This is a genomic window from Rhodovulum sp. PH10, assembly GCF_000293785.1.
Classification (GTDB): Bacteria; Pseudomonadota; Alphaproteobacteria; order Rhizobiales; family Xanthobacteraceae; genus Rhodoplanes.
Map to the genome: position 1 here is coordinate 1 of NZ_AKZI01000143.1, position 18210 is coordinate 18210.

Consider the following 18210-nt stretch of genomic DNA (forward strand, 5'->3'; position numbering starts at 1 on the left):
CCCGTCCGCTGGACACCACCTGGACGGCGCCTAACGGTGCCCCTCGGTGCGAGGAGCCCTTGTGGCTGTGGGGCCGGGGACGACCTGGACGGGCTGGACGGCCGGAGGCCCTCACGGTCGATGTCGTTTGGCCGCCCGGACCGGCGAGGCCGGCCTGCTTACGTGAACGCCACGTAAGCACCACGTAAGCAGGAGAGCGCAAATCGCAGCGCATGCCGTCGTCCTCGATGGTGGTCGAACTCAATGGATTATATAGAAGAATCGCAGCAGCTCGTACAGCATGGGATTGGGTGGAATCCGGCGGAAACGGATTTGTAATCAGGGGGTCGGGGGTTCGAATCCCTCAGCCGGCACCAAAACTCGGCCTCCGCGCCTCGACCCTCCGCGCCTCGACCCGCGCTTCCCCCCTCCGAACTCCGCCTTCCCCCCTTGCGGCCCTCCGCGCTCCGCATCCGAGACCCTCGCGTGTTTCGCGGGGGTCTCGGTGCGTCCCGATCACATGCCGAGCAGACGCGGCAGCACCAGGCTGATCCACGGCACGTAGGTGACGAGCACGAGGAACACGAGCATCGTCAGAAGCCACGGCCACACCGCGACGGTCAGCTCGGTGATGCCCATCTTGGTGATGCCGGAGGCGACGTAGAGATTGAGCCCGACCGGCGGGTGGCACATGCCGACCTCCATGTTCACCACGATCATGATGCCGAAATGCACCGGGTCGATGCCGAGCCGCACCGCCACCGGAAACAGGATCGGCGCCATGATCAGCACGATCGAGGAGGGCTCCATGAAGTTGCCGGCGGCGAGCAGCAGCAGGTTGACGATGATCAGGAACATCCACCATTCGAGGCCGGCGTTCACCATCCAGTCGCCGAGCGCCTGCGGGATGTTCTCGTGCGCCATCAGGAACGAGAACAGCACCGCGTTGGTGATGATGTAGAGCAGCATCGCCGACATGTTGGCCGAGGCGAGCAGCACCCGCGGCACGTCGCGCAAGGTGAGGTCCTTGTAGACGAACACCGAGATCACGAAGGCGTAGACGGCGCTCATCGCCGCGGCTTCGGTGGGCGTGAACAGCCCGGCATAGATGCCGCCGATGACGACGACGATCAAAAGAAGGCCCCAGATCGCCTCGCGGAACGCCATCCAGCGTTGGCGGAAGCTCGCTTTCGGCAGCCGCGGATAGCCGAACTTGCGGGCGCGATACCAGGTGGTGAACGCGAGGAAGCCCGCCAGCAGCAGTCCCGGCACCACGCCGGCGATGAACAGCTCGCCGATCGAGGCGGCGTCGACCGGCTTGCCGTCCGGCCCGTGCACGATCATGCCGGAGGTGGCGACCGCGTACATCACCATCACGATCGACGGCGGAATGAGGATGCCGAGCGCGCCGGAGGTGGTGACGACGCCGGCGCCGAACCGCTGCGGAAAGCCCTGCGCCGTCATCGCCGGCAGGATCACCGCGCCGATTGCCACCACGGTCGCCGGCGAGGAGCCGGACACCGCGGCGAACAGCGCGCAGGCGAACACGGCGGCGAGCCCCAGCCCGCCGTGCAGATGCCCCACCATCGCGGTGGCGAAGTCGATCATCCGCTTGGCGACGCCGCCATGGGTGAGGAAATTGCCCGCCAGGATGAAGAACGGGATCGCCATGATCTCGAACTTCTCGATGCCGGTGAACAGCTTGAGCGCCACCGTGTCGATCGGCACCGCGGTCATGGTGAACAGGAAGGTGAGCACCGTCAGGCCGAGCGCGATCGAGATCGGCATGCCGGTGAGCATGAGCGCCAGAAGCAGCCCGAAGATGATTACGGCGCTCATGTCAGGCGTCCTTCCGCTTCTCGACGAGATCGCGGGGCGTCAGCGGGCTGTGCAGCATCGCCTCGCCCAGATCGTCGATGCCCTCGTCCTCGGTGTCGACGCCGTCGACATGGCCGTGATCGTGATGCGGCAGCTCGCCGGTGCGGGCGAACGAGACCGCCACCTGCAGGAAGCGGAAGCACATCAGCGCCGAGCCCAGCGGAATCGCGAGATAGACGAGCCACATCGGCAGCTCGAGATCGGGCGAGGTGGACGAGGCGTGATACATGTGGCGGACGAAGTTGGCGCCGATCACCGCGATGGTGCCGGTGAAGAACGCGCCGCCGCCGAGGCCGAGCAGGATGAACAGCCGGCGCCGCGGTGTCGACAGCCGGTTGATCAGCACGTCGATGCCGACGTGGATGCCGGTGCGCACGCCATAGGCGGCGCCGAACTTCGCCATCCAGACGAACAGGATGATGGTCAGCTCCTGGGCCCAGACGAGATCGATGTCGCGCAGCGTGAAATAGGCGGATCGCGCCGCGGCGGCGGCGGGCATGTCGTGCGACCGGAGCCAGCCGGCGACGTCGGCGGCGAAGCCCAAGGTGAAGCGGTGGGTGACCGAGGCGAAGATGAGCATCGTCGCCACCGCGATCAGGGTGGCGATCAGCACCTCTTCGGCCCGGTCCAGCAAGCGTGGCATGGCGGACCCCGTGCGGCAGGCATGAAAGGAAGGACGACCGCGAGGGTCGCCCGAAAAACTCGGACCGGCGGTGTCGGCCACCGGCCCTCGCCGTCGACCCCTCGCCGTCGGTCCCGGCGCACCCGGCGCACCGCTCGCGCGGAGCGAGGGCGGCGATCCGGGGGCGTTCGAAATCCCGGGCGCACCCGGGCGCGCCCGGGATCGGCGAGGATCGACGGGGCTCGACCGGATCGCGGACGCGGGTCGGCGGTGCCGATCCGCGGGCCGTTCATCGGTCGAGGGGCGCGCCGCGGGCGCCGAAGGAGCGGGCGCCGCGCGACGACGGGTCGAGACCGACCGCCGGCGGGATCACTTGCCCGTCGCGGCCTTCACGGCGGCGATGGTGTCGGCGCCGATCCGGCCGGCCATCTGCTGATGCACCGGGGCGAGCGCCTTGATCCAGGCGGCACGCTCCTTGTCGGTGAGGTCGTGGAAGGTGGTGGTGCCGGCCGCCTTCATCGCCGCGAGGGCGGCGTCGTTCTCGTCCTTGGCGATGCCGTTCGCGTAGGTCGTCGCCTCGGCCATCGCCTTCTCGAGCGCGGTGCGGACGTCGGCCGGCAGGCCCTCCCAGAACTGCTTGTTCACGATCACCGCATAGCCGAGATAGCCGTGGTTGGAGACGGTGGCGTGCTTCTGCACCTCGTGCATCTTCTGGGTGAACATGTTCGAGGGGGGATTCTCGGTGCCGTCGACCACGCCGGTCTGGAGCGCCTGATAAACCTCCGAGAAGGCCATCACCTGCGGCACGGCGCCGAGCGCGTTCATCTGGGCGGCCAGCACCTTGGAGGACTGGATGCGCATCTTCAGGCCGAGGAAGTCGTCCGGCGTGCGCACCGGCGAGTTGGCCGACATCACCTTGAAGCCGTTGTCCCAGTAGGCGAGGCCGGCGATCCCCTTGTCGGCGAGCTTGGCGAACAGCATCTTGCCGACCTCGCCCTCGGTCACCTTGTGCAGCGCCTCGTAGTCCGGGAAGATGTAGGGCAGATCGAACACCTCGAACGCCTGCACGCCGAGCGGCCCGAACTTGGCGAGCGAGGGCGCCAGCATCTGCACGGCGCCGAGCTGCAGGGCCTCGAGCTCCTCCTTGTCCTTGTAGAGCTGGCTGTTGGGATAGACCTCCACGGTCACCGCGCCGTTCGTGTAGGTCTCGGCCAGCTCCTTGAACTTGACCGCGCCCTTGCCCTTGGGCGTGTCGGGGGCGACGACGTGGCTGAACTTGATGACGATGGGTGCGGCCGTTGCCGGAGCGGCAAGGGTGAGGCTCAGGGCGGCGGCGCCGACGAGGGCGGCCAGCCTGCGACGAGTCGGCATGGGTTTTTCCTCCGGTTTCCGCCTCCGGGGCGGAGTGCGTACGTGTTTGCGCGATTTCGCCTCCCTCGCGCTATTGCGGCTTTCCGCAATCGGCATGCATGATGGCGGCGGGAAGGACCATGCCAGAGGCACAGGGAGCCGCCATCCAGCCGGGCCGGCAGGGCCCGGCCTCGCCGCCGCCGGCCGGGCCGGACGTGTGGAGCGTGCCCGAGTTTCTCGGCGCGCGCCGGCTCGACGTGCTCGCGCTGATCCCGCTGGTCGCCATCGTCGCGCTGGTCGCCCTGGTCGCCGTGCTGGTCTTCCTGGTGGCACAGGCGGACGCCGGGCGTGCCCGCGCAAAACTCGCCACCGACGCGCTGTGGGTCGAGCAGACGCTGCGCTTCCAGATGGCGGTGGACGAGGATTTCTTGGTCCGCCTCGCGCTGGAGGCCGCCGGCGGCACGCCCCAGCCGGTGCTCACCGCGCGCGGCCGGATGCACGTCGCCGCCAATCCCGAGACGCTGGCGCTGCGCTGGTACGGACCCGACGGCGGCCTGGTCGCCGCGGTGCCGGAGGGCGGCGGCGCCGCCGAGGCGGCGCTGGCGGCGCGCCTTCTGGCGAGCGGCGCGGTCACCTCGCGGCCGGTCTACGGCGCGGTGGAGAACGGCGTGGTGCCGGTGGCGCAGCGGGTGTCGGCGACCGGCGGCGTGGTGGTCGCCTCGGTCTCGCTGCCGATGATGCTCGACCGGCACATCCCGTGGTGGATCGCCGAGCAGTACGGGGTGCGGCTGACCGACACCGCCGGCACGCTCGCCGAGCGCACCCGCCGGCCGATCGACGCCGCCGCGCCGCGCCACAGCATCAGCTTCGAGCCGCCGCTGGTCGGCACCACGCTGGAGATCATGGCCTACGACGCCCCGGCGGCGTTCGGCAACACGACGCTGCTGGCGGCGATCCTGGCGCTCTCGGTGTTCGCCATCCTCGCGCTCGCGGCGCTGCACCGCAACGCCGACCGCCGCCGCCTCGCCGAGGAGCGGCTGCGCGCCGAGATGGCGTTTCGCCGGGCGATGGAGGAGAGCCTCACCGTCGGGCTGCGCGCCAAGGACAGCCGGGGGCGCATCCTCTATGTCAACGCCGCCTTCTGCAAGCTGGTCGGCTCGACGCCGGAGGCGCTGATCGGGCGCGATCCTCCGATGCCCTATTGGGCGCCCGACGCGCTGGAGGAGACGCTCGCCCGCCAGCGCCAGCTCGCCGAGGGGCAGGCGCTGCCGCAGGCGTTCGAGACGCGGTTCGTCCGCTCGGACGGCGCCGAGATCGAGGTCCAGGTCTACGAGGCGCCGCTGATCGACGCCGGCGGGCGACATCGCGGCTGGATGGGCTCGATCATCGACATCACCGAGGCGAAGCGCGCCGCCCGCATCGCCCGCGCGCAGGACGAGAGCCTCGCCCGCACCGGCCGCCTGGTCACGCTGGGCGAGATGGCGTCCACGCTGGCGCACGAGCTCAACCAGCCGCTCGCCGCCATCGCCTCCTACGCCGCCGGCGGCCTCAATCTGTTCGAGCAGGAACGGCCCGACCCGGCGATGCTGCGCTCCGCCTTCGAGAAGATGGCCGCGCAGGCGCGGCGGGCCGGGCTGATCATCCGCCGCGTCCAGGACTTCGTGAAGAAGCGCACCCCCCAGCTCGCGCCGCTCGATCTCGCCGAGGTGGTCGGCGAGGCGCTCGCGCTGATGGCGGCGAACGCGCGCGAGCGGCGGGTCAAGCTGTCGAGCCATGTCGAGGGGCCGATCCCGCAGGTGATGGCCGACCGCATCCTGATCGAGCAGGTTCTGGTCAACCTGATCCGCAACGGCATCGAGGCGATGGCCGACGAGCCGCGCCACGGCAACGACCTCACCGTGCGGGTCGGACAGGCGGGCGGCGCCGTCGTGCTCGACGTGATGGATCGCGGGCACGGCATTTCGGACGCGGTGGCGGCGCGGCTGTTCGATCCCTTCACCTCCACCAAGTCGCAGGGCATGGGCATGGGGCTGAACATCTGCCGCTCGATCGTCGAGCTGCACCACGGCAGCCTCGGCCACGCGCCGCGGCCGGGCGGCGGCACCGTCTTCTCCGTCACGCTGCCCCTCGCGCCCGAGAAGGTTTTCGCATGACCGCCGCTCCGCTCACCGTCCACATCGTCGACGACGAGGAAAGCCTGCGCGACAGCCTGAGCTTCCTGTTCGCCTCGCGCGGGATCGCCGCAAAGGCCTGGCCGTCGGGTGAGGCGCTGCTCGCCGCCTGGCCGCAGCGCGACTGCGGCTGCCTGATCCTCGACGTGCGGATGGAGGGGATGTCCGGCCCGCAGTTCCTCGATGCGCTGCAGGCGCTGCCCGCCTCGCCGCCGGTGCCGCCGGTGATCTTCCTCACCGGTCACGCCGACGTGCCGCTGGCGGTGCAGTCGCTCAAGGCGGGGGCCTTCGACTTCGTCGAGAAGCCGTTCAACGACAACCATATCGTCGACATCGCGCTGGCCGCGATCGAGACCCATCGGGTCCGCACCGCGGAGGCGTGCGCGCGCGAGGCGGTGGCGGCGCGGCGGGCGAGCCTGTCGGTGCGCGAGGCGGAGGTGATGACGCTGATGCTGGACGGCTATCTCAACAAGCAGATCGCCGATGCCCTCGGCATCGCGATGCGGACCGTCGAGCTCCACCGCTCGCGGGTGCTGGCGAAGATGGCCGCCCGCAACATCGTCGATCTCGCGCGGATGGTGGGCGGCTGACCGACGCGGGCGAGCCCGTCCCGGATCCGCAGGCCGTTACCGCCCGCCCGAGGCGGTGCCGTCGTCGGGCGGATCGTCCGGCGGGTCGCCGTGCGGCGCGTGCGGGTGCGCGGCGGCGTGGGCATGAGCGTCGGCGTGGGCTGCGCCTTCGGCCTCGTTCAGGGCGTGGACGTGCAGATGGTCGTGCCGGTGGGAATGGCGGTGCAGCCGCGCCGCCGACAGCTTGCCGTTCTCCAGCAGCACGGCGCGGGTCGCTAGCCTTTCCAGCACCGCGCGGTCGTGCGACACGACGATCATCGCCACCGCGAGCCCCGTCAAAATGTCGAGCAGGCGGGCGTGGTGGGCGGCGTCGAGCGCATTGGTCGGCTCGTCGAGCAGCAGCACGTCGGGCTCGAGCGCCAGCACGCCCGCGAGCGAGACGAGGCGCTTCTCGCCGCCGGAAAGGTGATGGGTGATGCGGCCTTCGAGCGCCGCGAGGTTCAGCCGGGCGAGCGTGTCCTTCGCCCGCGCCACCGCGGCGTCGGGGGCGAGGCCGGCATTGAGCGGGCCGAACGCGACGTCCTCGAGCACGGTCGGCGCGAACAGCTGGTCGTCGGGATCCTGGAACAGAAAGCCCGCCCGCAGCCGCACCTCGCGGAAATCGGCCTCGCTGCGCCGCGCGCGGCCGAAGGCGACGAGGCTGCCGGCGGTGGGGGGCTCCAGCCCCACCAGGGTGCGCAGGAGCGTGGTCTTGCCGGCACCGTTGGCGCCGACCAGCGCCAGGCGCTCGCCGGGCGCGAGCGCGAGCGACACGCCGTCGAGCACAATGCGGCCGGCGCGGGCCACCGTCACGCCCTCGAGCGAGAAAAGCGCCGTCACAGCCGGTCCGCCGCGAGCGCGAGGAGCAGCACGGCGCCGAGCGCCCCGGCAAACACGGCATCGGAGATGCCGAAGCGATCGCGGCTCACCAGCGGGAAGCGGCCCGAAAACCCGCGGCAGCGCATCGCCTCGTCGACCCGCTCGGCGCGCTCGAAGGCGCGCACCAGCATCTGCCCGGCGAGCCAGGCGAGCGTGCGGCACGTGTGCATCGAGGTTCTGGGCACGAACCCGCGCACCCGCAGCGCATCGGAGAGGCGCACCGCCTCGGCCCGCAGCAGGCTCACGTAACGCACGGCGAACAGCAGAAGCATCACCAGCTTGTGCGGCAGCTTCAGGCGGGCGAGCGCATGGCCGAGCCGCACCGGCTCGAGCCCGGCGACCAGCGTCAGCATCGCGAGCGCCGCCACATTGACCCGCAGGAGCACCAGCAAGGCCTTGGCGACGCCGGCGTCCGAGACGGTGAGCGGGCCGAGGCTCAGGAGAGGCTCGCCCGGCACGGTGAACGGCAGCAGCAGCACCAGGACGACCAGAAACCCTTCGAGATGCAGAAGGCGATGGCCGATGGTTCGAAGCCGCAGGCGGGAGAGCACGGCACCGGCGGCGAGCGCCACCAGCAGCGCCGCCAGCACCGCCGGGTTTTTTAGCGTGATCGCCGTGAGCACGATCGCCAGCGCGCAAAGGAGGCGCGTGCGGGCATCGAGCGTGTCCAGCAAGAACGGGCGCACGGCGGCCGCCGGCAGGGCGCGCAACGGCGTCTCGGGGGCGAGCACGCTCATGCCGGCGGATCGCGCCGCTCGCCGGGCGGGCCGGCGGGGTCGTCGGGCACGGGCCTGCGGCGGCGCGAGACGGCCCACAGGCCGGCGCCGGCGAGCCCGACGATCATGCCGACGCCGCCCATCACGTCGTTGAGGCGGACGCGGCCGTCGGCCTGGTCGTAGGCCTCGAGCAGCGGCCGGATTTCGCGCGCGACCGCGCGGTCGACGCTCGCCTGGACCAGTTTTGCCAGTGCGTCCCGGTCGAGCGGCGCGCAGGCCGCGGCCTCGGCCGGCCCGGGCTGGGCCGGGACGACGAATGCCGGGGCAGGGGCGGTCGCCTGAGGCGTCGCCGTGGCCGGTTCGGCCGAAAGCTGGCCGGCGAGCCGGTCGGCCAAAATTTCGGCGGCGGCAAAATGGCCGTCGCCGGCATCGACCGTCACCGAATAGTCTTCTGCGTGATCGGGACGCCAGCGGAACCCGCCCTCGTCGTCGGTCTTTCCGCGATGGACGGCCGTGCCGGAGCCGTTCTTCACGATGAAGTCGACACCCTCGGGCCGTCCGCCGCCGATGAAGAAGGCGTAGCCGGTGATCGCGCCGTCCTCGACGGTGGCAAAGACTTTCAGCCGATGCGCCTCCGCCGGGTTTTGCCCGGCCGCGAGGAGCATCGTCAGCGCCAGTGCGAAAACGGCGAGGAACGAAGCGAGGGCGCGTCTCGTGCCGATGGCGGGAGACCATGGCCTCGTCCTTCGAGACGCCCGCTCACGCGGGCTCCTCAGGACGAGGTTGGACCCTGTCGCCGTTGGTCTCATGCCGGCCTCCCTGCCGGGCTCGCCAGCAGCGCCGGCCGGACTTTTAGGAGAAAGCCGACCACGAGCGCGGTGATCACCGCCTCGGCGGCGGCGAGCGGGACATAAGTGACGGCGACGATCTTTGCGCTCGGCAAATACTCCGCCGACGACAACGCCAGTGCGAGAGAGACGCAGCCCGCGGTGCCGAGCACCGCGAGTGCGGCCACCAGCCCGGCGACCGCCACCGCCCGGCGGGGCTGCGCGGCATCGATCAGCGGGCGGGCCAGCGCGGCGAAGACCACGCCGGGAAAGGCGATGTCGACCACGTTGACGCCGAGCGTCGTCAGGCCGCCGAAGCCGAACAGCGCCGCCTGGAGCAACAGCCCGACAAAGACCGCGGGGATCGCCCGCACGCCGAGCACCAGCCCCATCAGGCCGGACAGCAGAAGATGGATGCTCGACGGCCCGACCGGCACCGACACCAGCGACACCACGAAGAAGACGGCCGCCAAAATGGCGGTCTTCGGGATGTCGCGCTCGTCGAGCCGGCGCAGGCCGAGCGCGAGACCGCCGGCGGCGAGCACGCCGCCGCCGATCAGCACCGGGACCGAGAGCACGCCGTCGGGGATGTGGGCCATTCGGGGGACTTCGTCGAGAGTCGAGCCGCCGCGCCGGTCACTTCTTCGCCGGGGCGGCCGGCATGTCGGTCGCCTTCACCCAGACCAGGCCGCCGAGCTCGGTCTTGGCCGGCTTGCCCTCCGGGCTCTTGGCGTCCGGCCCGTCGACCAGCGCGGCAAAGCCCCACCAGCCGGCGCGCGGCATCGCGTAGCTGAACACGCCGTTCTGGTCGGCCCGGATCACCTGGGTGACGAAGGCGTCGTTCGGCGCCTCGACCGAGCCGTCGTTCACCCACTCGACCTCGATCTCGGCGAACGGCACGGGCTTGCCATCGGCCCGCACGAGGCCGGTGAAGACGTTGCCGGTCCACAGGCCGGTCGGGCGGCTCAGATACTCGATCTCGACCGGCAGGCCGACCAGCTCGGTCCAGCCCTCGCCGGAGGCGAAGCCGTCGACCACCACCTTGCTGTAATGGGTGATCCACTTCTTCTCGGCCGGCTCCCAATAGGGCGCAGGCTCGACGAAGAACACCGCGGCGCCCGGCTCGGTCAGCGTCTTGGAGAGCGTCCAGGCGGTCTTGCCGTCGACCGGCTTCTTCTCGAGCGCGCCGGAGAGATCCTCGGTCTTGCCGCCGACCACCACGCCGACCTTTTTCGGCTTGGCCATCTCCATCGTCGGGCCGCGCTCCATCGGGTGGGTGAAGACGAGGTCGAGCAAGACCTTGCCGCCGTCCGGAAGCACGTCGGCGGAGGGCAGGATCTCCTGGAAATGCGCAAAGGCCGGCGAGATCGCGAGCGACAGCAGGGCGGCGAGAGGCAGAGTACGGCGGTGCACGGGAGGCTCCGAGGGCAGGGCGCCGGGCGGCGCGGTATGATCTTTCGACAAAAACATCATAACAGAGTCCGCCCGCGCTGTCGCGGCCGACATCGCCGCCTTGCGGCCGGCGCCGGGCGGGCCTTTGCTGGACGCGGAAGGACGCCGGAAGACGCGGTGACCGGGTGGTTGCGCCCGGTCGGTAAAATCGTCCGATCGGATTCGCGAAAAGTGCTCGGAAAATCGTCGCCGCGCCGGTGGCGCGATACTCACGATGTCGCGACCTCGCCGGGGAACGCGGGCCGCGAAGGGTGGCGCAGCACCGCACGCTAGGGTAATTTACGTATGATCACTCAGGGCTAGCCCCGGCCGCCGTGGCGGGGCGCATTCGGTCGGAGACAGCGTGCCCCACCGCTCGCCGCCCCAAGGCTCGCCTCACGCCTCCCGAGGGCCGCACGCGGTGCCGCACGAGCGCCGCCGCGACGTCCGCGTGGTGGTCAGCCTGCCCGGCCGTTACATTCTCACCCGCCGTCGCGGGTTCGACGGCCGCTTGCCGGAATATGCCTGCCGGCTGGTCAACATCTCGCCGAACGGCATGGTGTTGGCCGGGCCGGTGGTCGGCACGGTGGGCGAGCCGGTGGTCGCCTATGTCGACGAGTTCGGCCGGCTCGCCGGCAAGGTCTTGCGCACGCTCTATGGCGGGTTCGCCGCCTCGATCGACGCCGGCGCGGATCTGCGCGAAAAGCTCGAGGCAAAACTCGACTGGCTCGACAAGCACCAGCGCGACGATCTGCCGAACGCCCGCCGCCACAAGCGCATCGTGCCGCTGAGCCCGCACTCGACGCTGATCATGCCGGACGGGCAGGTGGTGCCGTGCTTCGTGATCGACATGTCGGCCTCGGGCGTCGCGGTGTCGGCCGAGACGAAGCCGCCGATCGGCATGCCGCTCGCGGTCGGCAAGGTGGTCGGCCGGGTGGTGCGGCACTTTCCTGAGGGGTTCGCGGTGCATTTCATGCAGCCGCAGGAGCAGCGCTTTCTCGAGCAGCTGCTGATCAAGCCGCCCGCCGCGCCGCGCACGGTGCCGGACGCGACGCCCGCCCGCGAGGTGGTGCTGATCGACGTCGAGGAGCCGGCCGACCGGAGGTGAGGCCGGGCATTTGCGGGCGGACCGGACCGCCCGGTCGGACCGCCCGGCCGGACCGCGCCGTCAGACCGCGAGATTGTCGATCAGCCGGGTGGTGCCGATCTTGGCGGCGACCAGGAGGCGGATCGGCCCGTCGCGGCGGGAGGTGATCGGCGCCAGCGTCTCGGCGTGGCGGGCCTCCAGATAATCGACGGCAAAGCCTTCGGCTTCCAAACCCTTGCGGCCGGCGGCGAGCGTCGCGGCGATCGGCCGGCGGCCGGCGATCTTTTTCGCGCAGGCCTGGAGCGTTCGGTGAAGCGCCGGCGCGCGGGCGCGCTCCTCCTGCGAGAGATAGACGTTGCGCGACGAGCGGGCGAGGCCGTCCTTTTCGCGGACGATCGGCACCGGCACGATCTTCACCCGGAGATCGAGGTCGGCGGCCATCCGCGTCACCACCGCGAGCTGCTGAAAATCCTTTTCGCCGAACATCGCGAAATCGGGCCGCACCTGGCCGAACAGCTTCGACACCACGGTCGCGACACCGGCGAAGAAGTGCGGGCGAAACGCGTCCTCGAGCCCGGCGAGCGCCGGGCCTTCCGGCACCACCCGCGTGGCGAAGCCGTCCGGGTACATCACCTCGGGCGACGGCGCCCAGACGAGATCGACGCCGAGCTCCGACAGCGCCGCAACGTCGTCGTTCAATGTCCGGGGATAGCTCGAGAAATCCTCGTTCGGCGCGAACTGGGTCGGGTTCACGAAGATCGACACCACGACGCGCTTCGCCTTGCGCTTCGCCCGCTTCACCAGCGTCAGATGGCCGGCATGCAGCGCGCCCATGGTGGGCACCAGCGCGACGGTCTCACCCGCGGCGCGGAAGCGCGTGAGCGTGCGGTCGAGGGTTTTCAGCGTGTGGGCGACGGGAGGCGACGAGGGGCGGGGCATCGGCGTAAAAGCTCGGGAGAGGGGCGCGAGAGAGTCGCGGAGGTCGCAGCCGCCATTCGGATGCACCGCACGGCGGCGCGGGCCGGTGGCGGCGTACTCCGCTGGGGACGATCGCGACGCGGGTCACGACTTGGGACCGGTGGTACTGATAACTTGACCGTGCGGCGCGATCAAAACAATTATCGGCCGCCGTGGAGGACCCCATGTTCATCGAGCCGGATCGTCGGGAGGCAGCGCAGCGCGGTCCGCTCTCGGCGCACGTCGTGGTGCTCGGCAACGAGAAGGGCGGCTCCGGCAAGTCGACCACCGCGATTCACCTCGCGGTCGCGCTGATGAAGGCCGGCCAGCGGGTCGCCACCATCGACCTCGACTCGCGCCAGCAGACGCTGACCCACTATCTCGAGCGCCGCCGCCTGTGGGCGCGCAAGGTGGCCAAGCCCGTCGAGATGCCGCTGCATTTCTGCATCGCCCGCGGCGAGGGCTTGCGCATCGACGAGAACGAGGCGGCCGAGTTCGGCCGCTTCGCCGACGCGATCGCCGAGATCGAGCACCGCCACGATTTTTTGGTGATCGACACGCCCGGCACCGACACCTACCTGTCGCGCCTCGCCCATTCGATGGCCGACACGCTGGTGACCCCGCTCAACGACTCGTTCCTCGATTTCGACGTTCTGGGCACGGTCGATCCGCAGACGCTGGAGATCACCGGGGCGAGCCATTATGCCGAGCTGGTGCGCGAGGCGCGCCGGCAGCGCCGCATCGTCGACGGCAAGGTCACCGACTGGGTGGTGGTGCGCAATCGCCTCTCGACGCTCGGCTCGCGCAATCGCCGCGTGGTCGGCGAGGGGCTCTCGACGCTGGCCCGCCGGCTCGGCTTCCGCTTCGTCGAAGGCTTTTGTGAGCGCGTGGTTTATCGCGAGTTCTTCCCACGCGGTCTCACCGCGCTCGACGAGCTGGACGAGGCGGCGCTCGGCACCAAGCCGAGCATGTCGCACGTCACCGCGCGGCTCGAGGTGCAGGGGCTGGTGTCGAGCCTGATGCTGCCGCTCGACGCCCGCGGCAAGAAGCGCGCCGAGGCGCGGGCCGAATGGTTCATGAGCGCGTTCCGTCCGCTCGACGTCGACGACGTTCTGGTCGACGAGCCGGCACCCGAGCCGGCCGGCGCCGATCCCGCGCCGCTGCCGGCATTGGCGCAAGCGCGCCGGCCCGCCCCCCCGCGGTCGTCCGCCACCGCCGCACCGCCGCCACCCCCGCCGGCGCGCTGAAAGGTTCGCCGGTCTCCCGTTGCGGCCTCCCTGCGGCATCCTCCCCGATTGCGAAAGCGCTGCGACGAAACCACCTAGGCTCCATGAACGGACAGAGGATTCGTCGGCGCCGCGAGAGCCGTGCGAGGCGCGAGAACCGCGAGGTCCGAGAGAGGAGCCGCCATGGCGAAGCCGCCCGACCGCTCCTCTGAGCGGCCCCCGACCGAGCGGCCGACGACGCAGGTGTCGTCGCGCGGCGAGATCGACGCCTTTCTCGAGACCGTGCGGTCGCTCGGGCCCGCCGGCACGCCGGGCCGGCGCGGCCGGCTGGTGTTCGCCCTCGACGCCACCATGAGTCGCCAGCCGACCTGGGACCGCGCCTGCCGGCTGCAGGCCGAGATGTTCGAGGAGACCGCGGCGATCGGCGGGCTCGACGTCCAGCTCGTCTATTTCCGCGGATTCGGCGAGTGCCGGGCCTCGCGCTTCGTGTCCGACCCGCGCGCGCTCGCCCGCCTGATGGAGCGGATCGACTGCCGCGGCGGCCACACCCAGATCGGCAAGGTTTTGGCTCACGCCCGCCGCGAGGCCGAGGCCGACAAGGTGCAGGCGCTCGTCTATGTCGGCGACGCGATGGAGGAGGCGGTCGACGACCTCGCGGCCAAGGCGGGCGAGCTCGGCCTGCGCGGGGTGCCGGCCTTCATGTTCCAGGAGGGGCACGACCCGGTCGCCGAGCAGACGTTTCGCGAGATCGCCCGGCTCACCCGCGGCGCCTATTGCCGGCTGACGCCGGGAGCGGCCGACGAGCTCGGCCGGCTGTTGCGCGCCGTCGCCGCCTATGCGAGCGGTGGCCTGGCGGCGCTCGATCGCCTCGCGCCGCGCAACCCGACCGCCCTGCGCCTCTTGGAGCAATTGAAGTAGATTTGGAGCAGCTGAAATAGATGGGCCTTTTGATCGGCCTCGCCGCCCTGATCCTGATCCTGGCGCTCGCCAAGGGATTTTCCGCCGCCGACCCGAAGGGGCTCGCCAAGGGCGCCCGCTATGCCGGGGGCGTCGTGCTGGCGGCGCTCGGCGCCTTCCTCACGCTGCGCGGGCAGTTCGGCATCGGCCTGCCGATCGGGCTCGCCGGGCTCGGCATGCTCGGCGTGCTGCCGTTCGGCGCCGCCTCGCTCGGGCGGCGCACCCGGAAGAGCCCGGGGCAGGTGTCGCGGGTGCGGGCCGCCTGCGTCGAGATGGAGCTCGACCACGACAGCGGGGCGATGCGGGGCCGCGTGCTCGCCGGTCGTTGCGCCGGGGCGGCACTCGACGATCTCGACGAGGCGACGCTCGTCGGCCTCCTCGCCGAGTTCGACGAGGAGAGCCGCACGCTGCTAGCCGCATATCTTGACCGCCGCAGTCCCCGCTGGCGTGAGCACGCGCAGGCGGGTGACACGGCGGGCGAGAGCCGCGCGGCGAGTTCCGGCAAAATGACGGAACAGGAGGCTTATCAGATCCTTGGCCTTGAGCCGGGGGCGAGCCCCGAGGAGGTCGGCCGGGCCCACCGGCTGCTCATGAAGAAACTGCATCCCGACCAGGGGGGGTCGACGTGGCTCGCGGCCCGGGTCAACGAGGCCAAGGAGGTCCTGCTTCGCGGACATCGATAGGGACTCCAACGCAACGCACTCAACGCTCGATGTTCACCGCCAGCGGCTCCGATACACGAGCCGCCGAGCAAGGCCTCCGAAAGATCCCCCGTGTTTCCGGTGGGTGGGTTTTTTCTCTGCTGAAAGGCCGCGACGGCGAAGGGACCGGGCGGGCTCCTGTTCCCGTGGGTCCCCGGCGCCCCGGCCGCTTTGCGGTTCCGGGGGCGCCGTCGTGAAGGCCGAAGACGGTGGGCGCCGCGCCGGCGCCCGGAAACGTTGGCTCCTCGATCCGTCAGTTCTTGATCGTCAGGCAGGCGAAGTTCCGGCGCTTGAGGTAGCGGCAGGCGGCCTCGGCCGAGCGCCGCTCGAACCCGGCGAAGCGGGCGCGATAGAAGGTGCGGTCGTCCTTGACGACGGTCTCGGTGAACGGATCGGCGTCGGCCAGCACGCTCTTGGCCTTGGACTGGGCCATGTCGAGCCGGTTCTTGGCCTCGCTCTCGGCCTCGAAGGCGCCGATCTGGATGATCCAGCCCGACCGCACGACCTTTTCCGGCTCGTTGCGCTTGGTGTCCTGCTTGGCGTCGCGGGTGGACGCGCTGGCCAGCGCGTAGGTGGCGTCCGGATCGCCGGTGGCGACGGTCACCGTACGGGCGGCCGGGGTCGGCGCGGTGGCCGGAGCGACAGCGACCGGCGCCGGGGTCGGCGCCACCGCAGCGACGGTCGGCTGCGGAGCCGGCGCCTGCGGGCGGATCGCACCGATATGGGTGCGCACCGGCTGCACCGGCATGTGGGCGAGCGGCGGCGTCATGGCGGCGGTGCGGGTACCGTCGAGCTTCACGCGGATGGTCTTGACCAGGATCGGCTTGATCGGGTCGATCGGCTGCGCCTTGGCGGGCTCGCTGCGGTTGGCGGGGGCCGGGCGCGGCAGCACCGCGACCACCGTGTCGTCGGCGCCGCCGGCGGCCTCGGCGACCAGCGGAGCGGTCCGGCGCGGCGACGCGTCGTCGATGTACTTCTCCAGCAGGCTGCGCATCTTGGCGTCGCGGGCGCCGGACGAGCGGCCGCCCAGCACCACCGCCACCAGATGGCGGCCGTTGCGGCGCATCGACGAGACGAGGTTGAAGCCGGAGGCGCGGATGAAGCCGGTCTTGATGCCGTCGACGCCCTTCACCGAGCCGAGCAGGCGGTTGTGGTTGCGGATGACGCTGCCGCGGAAGGTGAAGGAGGGGATCGAGAAATACTTGTACTGCTTGGGGAAGCGGTCTTGGATGGCGCGCCCGAGCAGGGCCTGGTCGCGGGCGGTGGTGACCTGGTCGTCGTTCGGCAGGCCGGAGGCGTTGCGATAGACCGTCTTCGACATGCCGAGCGCGCGCGCCTTGCGCGTCATCATCTTGGCGAAGTCGTCCTCGTCGCCGGCGATCGCCTCGGCGATCACCACCGCGGCGTCGTTGGCCGAGCGGGTGACGAGGCCGCGGATCGCCTGGTCGACGGTGATGGTCTGCCCCGGCTTGACGCCGAGCTTGGTCGGCGACTGGGCGGCGGCGTGCGCCGACACCTTCAGCGGCGTCTCGAGATCGAGCTTGCCGGCCTCCAGGCGCTCGAACAGCAGGTACAGCGTCATGATCTTGGTGAGGGAGGCGGGGTGGCGAATGCCGTCCGCCGCCGCCTCGTGCAGAACCTTGCCGGTGTTGGCGTCCACCACGATCGCCGCGTAGGGCGGATTGTAGCCGCCGCCGCGGGCGGCCCGGTGCCGGCGACTGCGGGCGTCGGCGTTGTCCAGCACCAGCGCGACCGCGGTCACGCAGGTGAGCACGCCGATCGCGATCGTGCGCAGGCCGCGCGATTTCCCCAATGCCAGGAGCATGGTTTCCCCTCATCCCATCGAGCGCGTTGGCGGCGCCCGGTGTCCCGGAATTCTCGATTGGGCCGTCCGCTCCGATGCCGAGCCGGCGGCGGCTCACGAGATCGTTACCGGCCAAATCGGGCGTCAACGAGACGATGTGAGCCCGTACCGTAGGGGGCGGCCGTTTCGAAACGGTTAACGATTCCTTTGGGGAACCTGCAGAATTTGCCGGTTATGCTGCACTGCAAAAAAGAAACTTGCAAAATTGTGCACCGCAACATAAATTGGGGTCGGGTTGCAACGTACGGTTCGCACACGAGGCCGCCGCTTCCGGACTTCGCTTCACGACCGTGCGATTGCCGCCGGAGAAGGCAACCGGGAGACGTCCGATGACCAATTCGATGGACAACGTGCAGGCCTACGGCAAGGAGAGCATGGACGCGGCGATGAAGTCGCTCGGGATGTTCTCGAAGAGCGTCCAGGCGATCGCGCTGGAGACCGCCGATTACTCGAAGCGCTCGCTCGAGCAGGGCACCGCGGCGATGGAGAAGATCCTCGGCGCCAAGTCGCTCGATACCGCCGTCCAGGCGCAGTCCGACTATCTCAAGACCGCGTTCGAGGGCTTCATCGCCCAGTCGAACCGGATGAGCGAGCTCTATGCCGATCTCGCCAAGGAGATGTTCAAGCCGTACGAGGGCATTCTCGGCAAGGCGCCGGCGATGCCGTTCGGCACCCAGGCCGGCAGCTGATCGCGGCACCGGCGGGCCGCGCCCCCGGCCGACGGGCGGCGAGGCGCTGCCGAGTACGAGAGACGGAAGACGAGAGACCGAATACGAAGAAGAGCCCGGCGGGCCGCGCCGGGCTCTTTCTCGTTCGGGCGGTGGGGAGCGGGGGCCGCTTGCCGAGTCCGTACGCCGCGAGCGGCTCGCCGCGAGCGGATCACCCCGAGAAGGCTCGCCACGAGTGGCTCATACCAGCCTTCGTTATGCCTGACCGATGATGGCCCAGCCTCGCTGT

Annotated in this window: 17 protein-coding genes; 7 read left to right on the forward strand and 10 right to left on the reverse strand. The window is 70.5% G+C overall.

What is annotated here, in order from left to right; all coding sequences use genetic code 11:
- Positions 1-495 precede the first annotated feature (495 nt).
- The 3 genes from A33M_RS19265 to A33M_RS19275 all read right to left on the reverse strand — a co-directional run bounded on the left by A33M_RS19265 (position 496) and on the right by A33M_RS19275 (position 3850).
- Entirely contained in the window at positions 496-1818 is a 1323-nt protein-coding gene (locus tag A33M_RS19265) for a TRAP transporter large permease (RefSeq protein WP_008390767.1), read from the reverse strand.
- Position 1819: 1 nt separating this feature from the next.
- Entirely contained in the window at positions 1820-2500 is a 681-nt protein-coding gene (locus A33M_RS19270) for a TRAP transporter small permease (RefSeq protein WP_040621904.1), read from the reverse strand.
- A 348-nt stretch (positions 2501-2848) separates the two neighbouring features.
- Complete coding sequence (locus A33M_RS19275) at positions 2849-3850, reverse strand: TRAP transporter substrate-binding protein (protein ID WP_008390770.1); 1002 nt, start codon at positions 3848-3850, stop codon at positions 2849-2851.
- 119 nt (positions 3851-3969) lie between these two features.
- Between A33M_RS19275 and A33M_RS19280 the strand changes: the two genes are divergently transcribed.
- Both A33M_RS19280 and A33M_RS19285 read left to right on the forward strand, forming a co-directional pair.
- Positions 3970-5982: a sensor histidine kinase gene (locus A33M_RS19280; protein WP_008390774.1), complete on the forward strand. Its 2013-nt coding sequence runs from the start codon at positions 3970-3972 to the stop codon at positions 5980-5982.
- A complete protein-coding gene (locus A33M_RS19285; protein WP_008390775.1) occupies positions 5979-6590 on the forward strand; it encodes a response regulator transcription factor in 612 nt (203 codons plus the stop codon). Before A33M_RS19280 ends, A33M_RS19285 begins: the two co-directional genes overlap by 4 nt.
- A 36-nt stretch (positions 6591-6626) precedes the next feature.
- Here A33M_RS19285 and A33M_RS19290 read toward each other — a convergent pair whose 3' ends face one another.
- The 5 genes from A33M_RS19290 to A33M_RS19310 form a co-directional block, all read right to left on the reverse strand.
- Positions 6627-7448, reverse strand: a complete 822-nt coding sequence (locus A33M_RS19290; protein ID WP_008390777.1) for an energy-coupling factor ABC transporter ATP-binding protein — start codon at positions 7446-7448, stop codon at positions 6627-6629.
- On the reverse strand, positions 7445-8224 hold the full coding sequence (cbiQ, locus tag A33M_RS19295) for a cobalt ECF transporter T component CbiQ (RefSeq protein ID WP_008390780.1): 780 nt from the start codon (positions 8222-8224) through the stop codon (positions 7445-7447). Before cbiQ ends, A33M_RS19290 begins: the two co-directional genes overlap by 4 nt.
- Positions 8221-8868 (reverse strand): hypothetical protein, encoded by a 648-nt coding sequence (locus A33M_RS19300; protein ID WP_008390783.1) that lies wholly within the window; start codon positions 8866-8868, stop codon positions 8221-8223. The genes cbiQ and A33M_RS19300 overlap by 4 nt, the downstream gene beginning before the upstream one ends.
- Before the next feature lie 140 nt (positions 8869-9008).
- Complete coding sequence (gene cbiM / locus A33M_RS19305) at positions 9009-9629, reverse strand: cobalt transporter CbiM (protein ID WP_008390784.1); 621 nt, start codon at positions 9627-9629, stop codon at positions 9009-9011.
- 37 nt (positions 9630-9666) lie between these two features.
- Positions 9667-10443, reverse strand: coding sequence for a DUF4198 domain-containing protein (locus A33M_RS19310; protein WP_008390786.1), 777 nt, complete (start codon positions 10441-10443; stop codon positions 9667-9669).
- A 439-nt stretch (positions 10444-10882) separates the two neighbouring features.
- Here A33M_RS19310 and A33M_RS19315 point away from each other — a divergent pair, with 439 nt between their 5' ends.
- Positions 10883-11569, forward strand: coding sequence for a PilZ domain-containing protein (locus A33M_RS19315; protein ID WP_008390791.1), 687 nt, complete (start codon positions 10883-10885; stop codon positions 11567-11569).
- Between the two features lie 60 nt (positions 11570-11629).
- Here the strand turns inward: A33M_RS19315 and panC are convergent, their stop codons facing one another.
- Positions 11630-12487 (reverse strand): pantoate--beta-alanine ligase, encoded by an 858-nt coding sequence (panC, locus tag A33M_RS19320; protein WP_008390793.1) that lies wholly within the window; start codon positions 12485-12487, stop codon positions 11630-11632.
- A 203-nt stretch (positions 12488-12690) separates the two neighbouring features.
- Here panC and A33M_RS19325 point away from each other — a divergent pair, with 203 nt between their 5' ends.
- From A33M_RS19325 to A33M_RS19335, 3 genes are all read left to right on the forward strand, one after another.
- On the forward strand, positions 12691-13752 hold the full coding sequence (locus A33M_RS19325; protein WP_008390796.1) for a division plane positioning ATPase MipZ: 1062 nt from the start codon (positions 12691-12693) through the stop codon (positions 13750-13752).
- A 162-nt stretch (positions 13753-13914) separates the two neighbouring features.
- Positions 13915-14649 (forward strand): hypothetical protein, encoded by a 735-nt coding sequence (locus A33M_RS19330; protein ID WP_008390798.1) that lies wholly within the window; start codon positions 13915-13917, stop codon positions 14647-14649.
- Between the two features lie 20 nt (positions 14650-14669).
- Complete coding sequence (locus A33M_RS19335) at positions 14670-15371, forward strand: DnaJ domain-containing protein (RefSeq protein ID WP_008390800.1); 702 nt, start codon at positions 14670-14672, stop codon at positions 15369-15371.
- 271 nt (positions 15372-15642) lie between these two features.
- Here the strand turns inward: A33M_RS19335 and A33M_RS19340 are convergent, their stop codons facing one another.
- A complete protein-coding gene (locus A33M_RS19340) occupies positions 15643-17214 on the reverse strand; it encodes a D-alanyl-D-alanine carboxypeptidase (RefSeq protein WP_052027135.1) in 1572 nt (523 codons plus the stop codon).
- A gap of 368 nt (positions 17215-17582) precedes the next feature.
- Here A33M_RS19340 and A33M_RS19345 point away from each other — a divergent pair, with 368 nt between their 5' ends.
- Positions 17583-17942, forward strand: a complete 360-nt coding sequence (locus A33M_RS19345; protein WP_008390808.1) for a phasin family protein — start codon at positions 17583-17585, stop codon at positions 17940-17942.
- The last annotated feature ends 268 nt before the right edge of the window (positions 17943-18210 follow it).

Bases quoted from the DNA above. Each gene is read 5' to 3' on its own strand.
- A33M_RS19285 (WP_008390775.1), top strand. From the start codon at position 5,979: ATGACCGCCGCTCCGCTCACCGTCCACATCGTCGACGACGAGGAAAGC.
- A33M_RS19275 (WP_008390770.1), bottom strand. From the start codon at position 3,850: ATGCCGACTCGTCGCAGGCTGGCCGCCCTCGTCGGCGCCGCCGCCCTG.
- A33M_RS19265 (WP_008390767.1), bottom strand. From the start codon at position 1,818: ATGAGCGCCGTAATCATCTTCGGGCTGCTTCTGGCGCTCATGCTCACC.
- A33M_RS19330 (WP_008390798.1), top strand. From the start codon at position 13,915: ATGGCGAAGCCGCCCGACCGCTCCTCTGAGCGGCCCCCGACCGAGCGG.
- A33M_RS19340 (WP_052027135.1), bottom strand. From the start codon at position 17,214: ATGCTCCTGGCATTGGGGAAATCGCGCGGCCTGCGCACGATCGCGATC.
- A33M_RS19270 (WP_040621904.1), bottom strand. From the start codon at position 2,500: ATGCCACGCTTGCTGGACCGGGCCGAAGAGGTGCTGATCGCCACCCTG.
- A33M_RS19325 (WP_008390796.1), top strand. From the start codon at position 12,691: ATGTTCATCGAGCCGGATCGTCGGGAGGCAGCGCAGCGCGGTCCGCTC.
- panC (WP_008390793.1), bottom strand. From the start codon at position 12,487: ATGCCCCGCCCCTCGTCGCCTCCCGTCGCCCACACGCTGAAAACCCTC.
- A33M_RS19280 (WP_008390774.1), top strand. From the start codon at position 3,970: ATGCCAGAGGCACAGGGAGCCGCCATCCAGCCGGGCCGGCAGGGCCCG.
- A33M_RS19335 (WP_008390800.1), top strand. From the start codon at position 14,670: ATGGGCCTTTTGATCGGCCTCGCCGCCCTGATCCTGATCCTGGCGCTC.
- cbiM (WP_008390784.1), bottom strand. From the start codon at position 9,629: ATGGCCCACATCCCCGACGGCGTGCTCTCGGTCCCGGTGCTGATCGGC.
- A33M_RS19345 (WP_008390808.1), top strand. From the start codon at position 17,583: ATGACCAATTCGATGGACAACGTGCAGGCCTACGGCAAGGAGAGCATG.
- A33M_RS19300 (WP_008390783.1), bottom strand. From the start codon at position 8,868: ATGCTCCTCGCGGCCGGGCAAAACCCGGCGGAGGCGCATCGGCTGAAA.
- cbiQ (WP_008390780.1), bottom strand. From the start codon at position 8,224: ATGAGCGTGCTCGCCCCCGAGACGCCGTTGCGCGCCCTGCCGGCGGCC.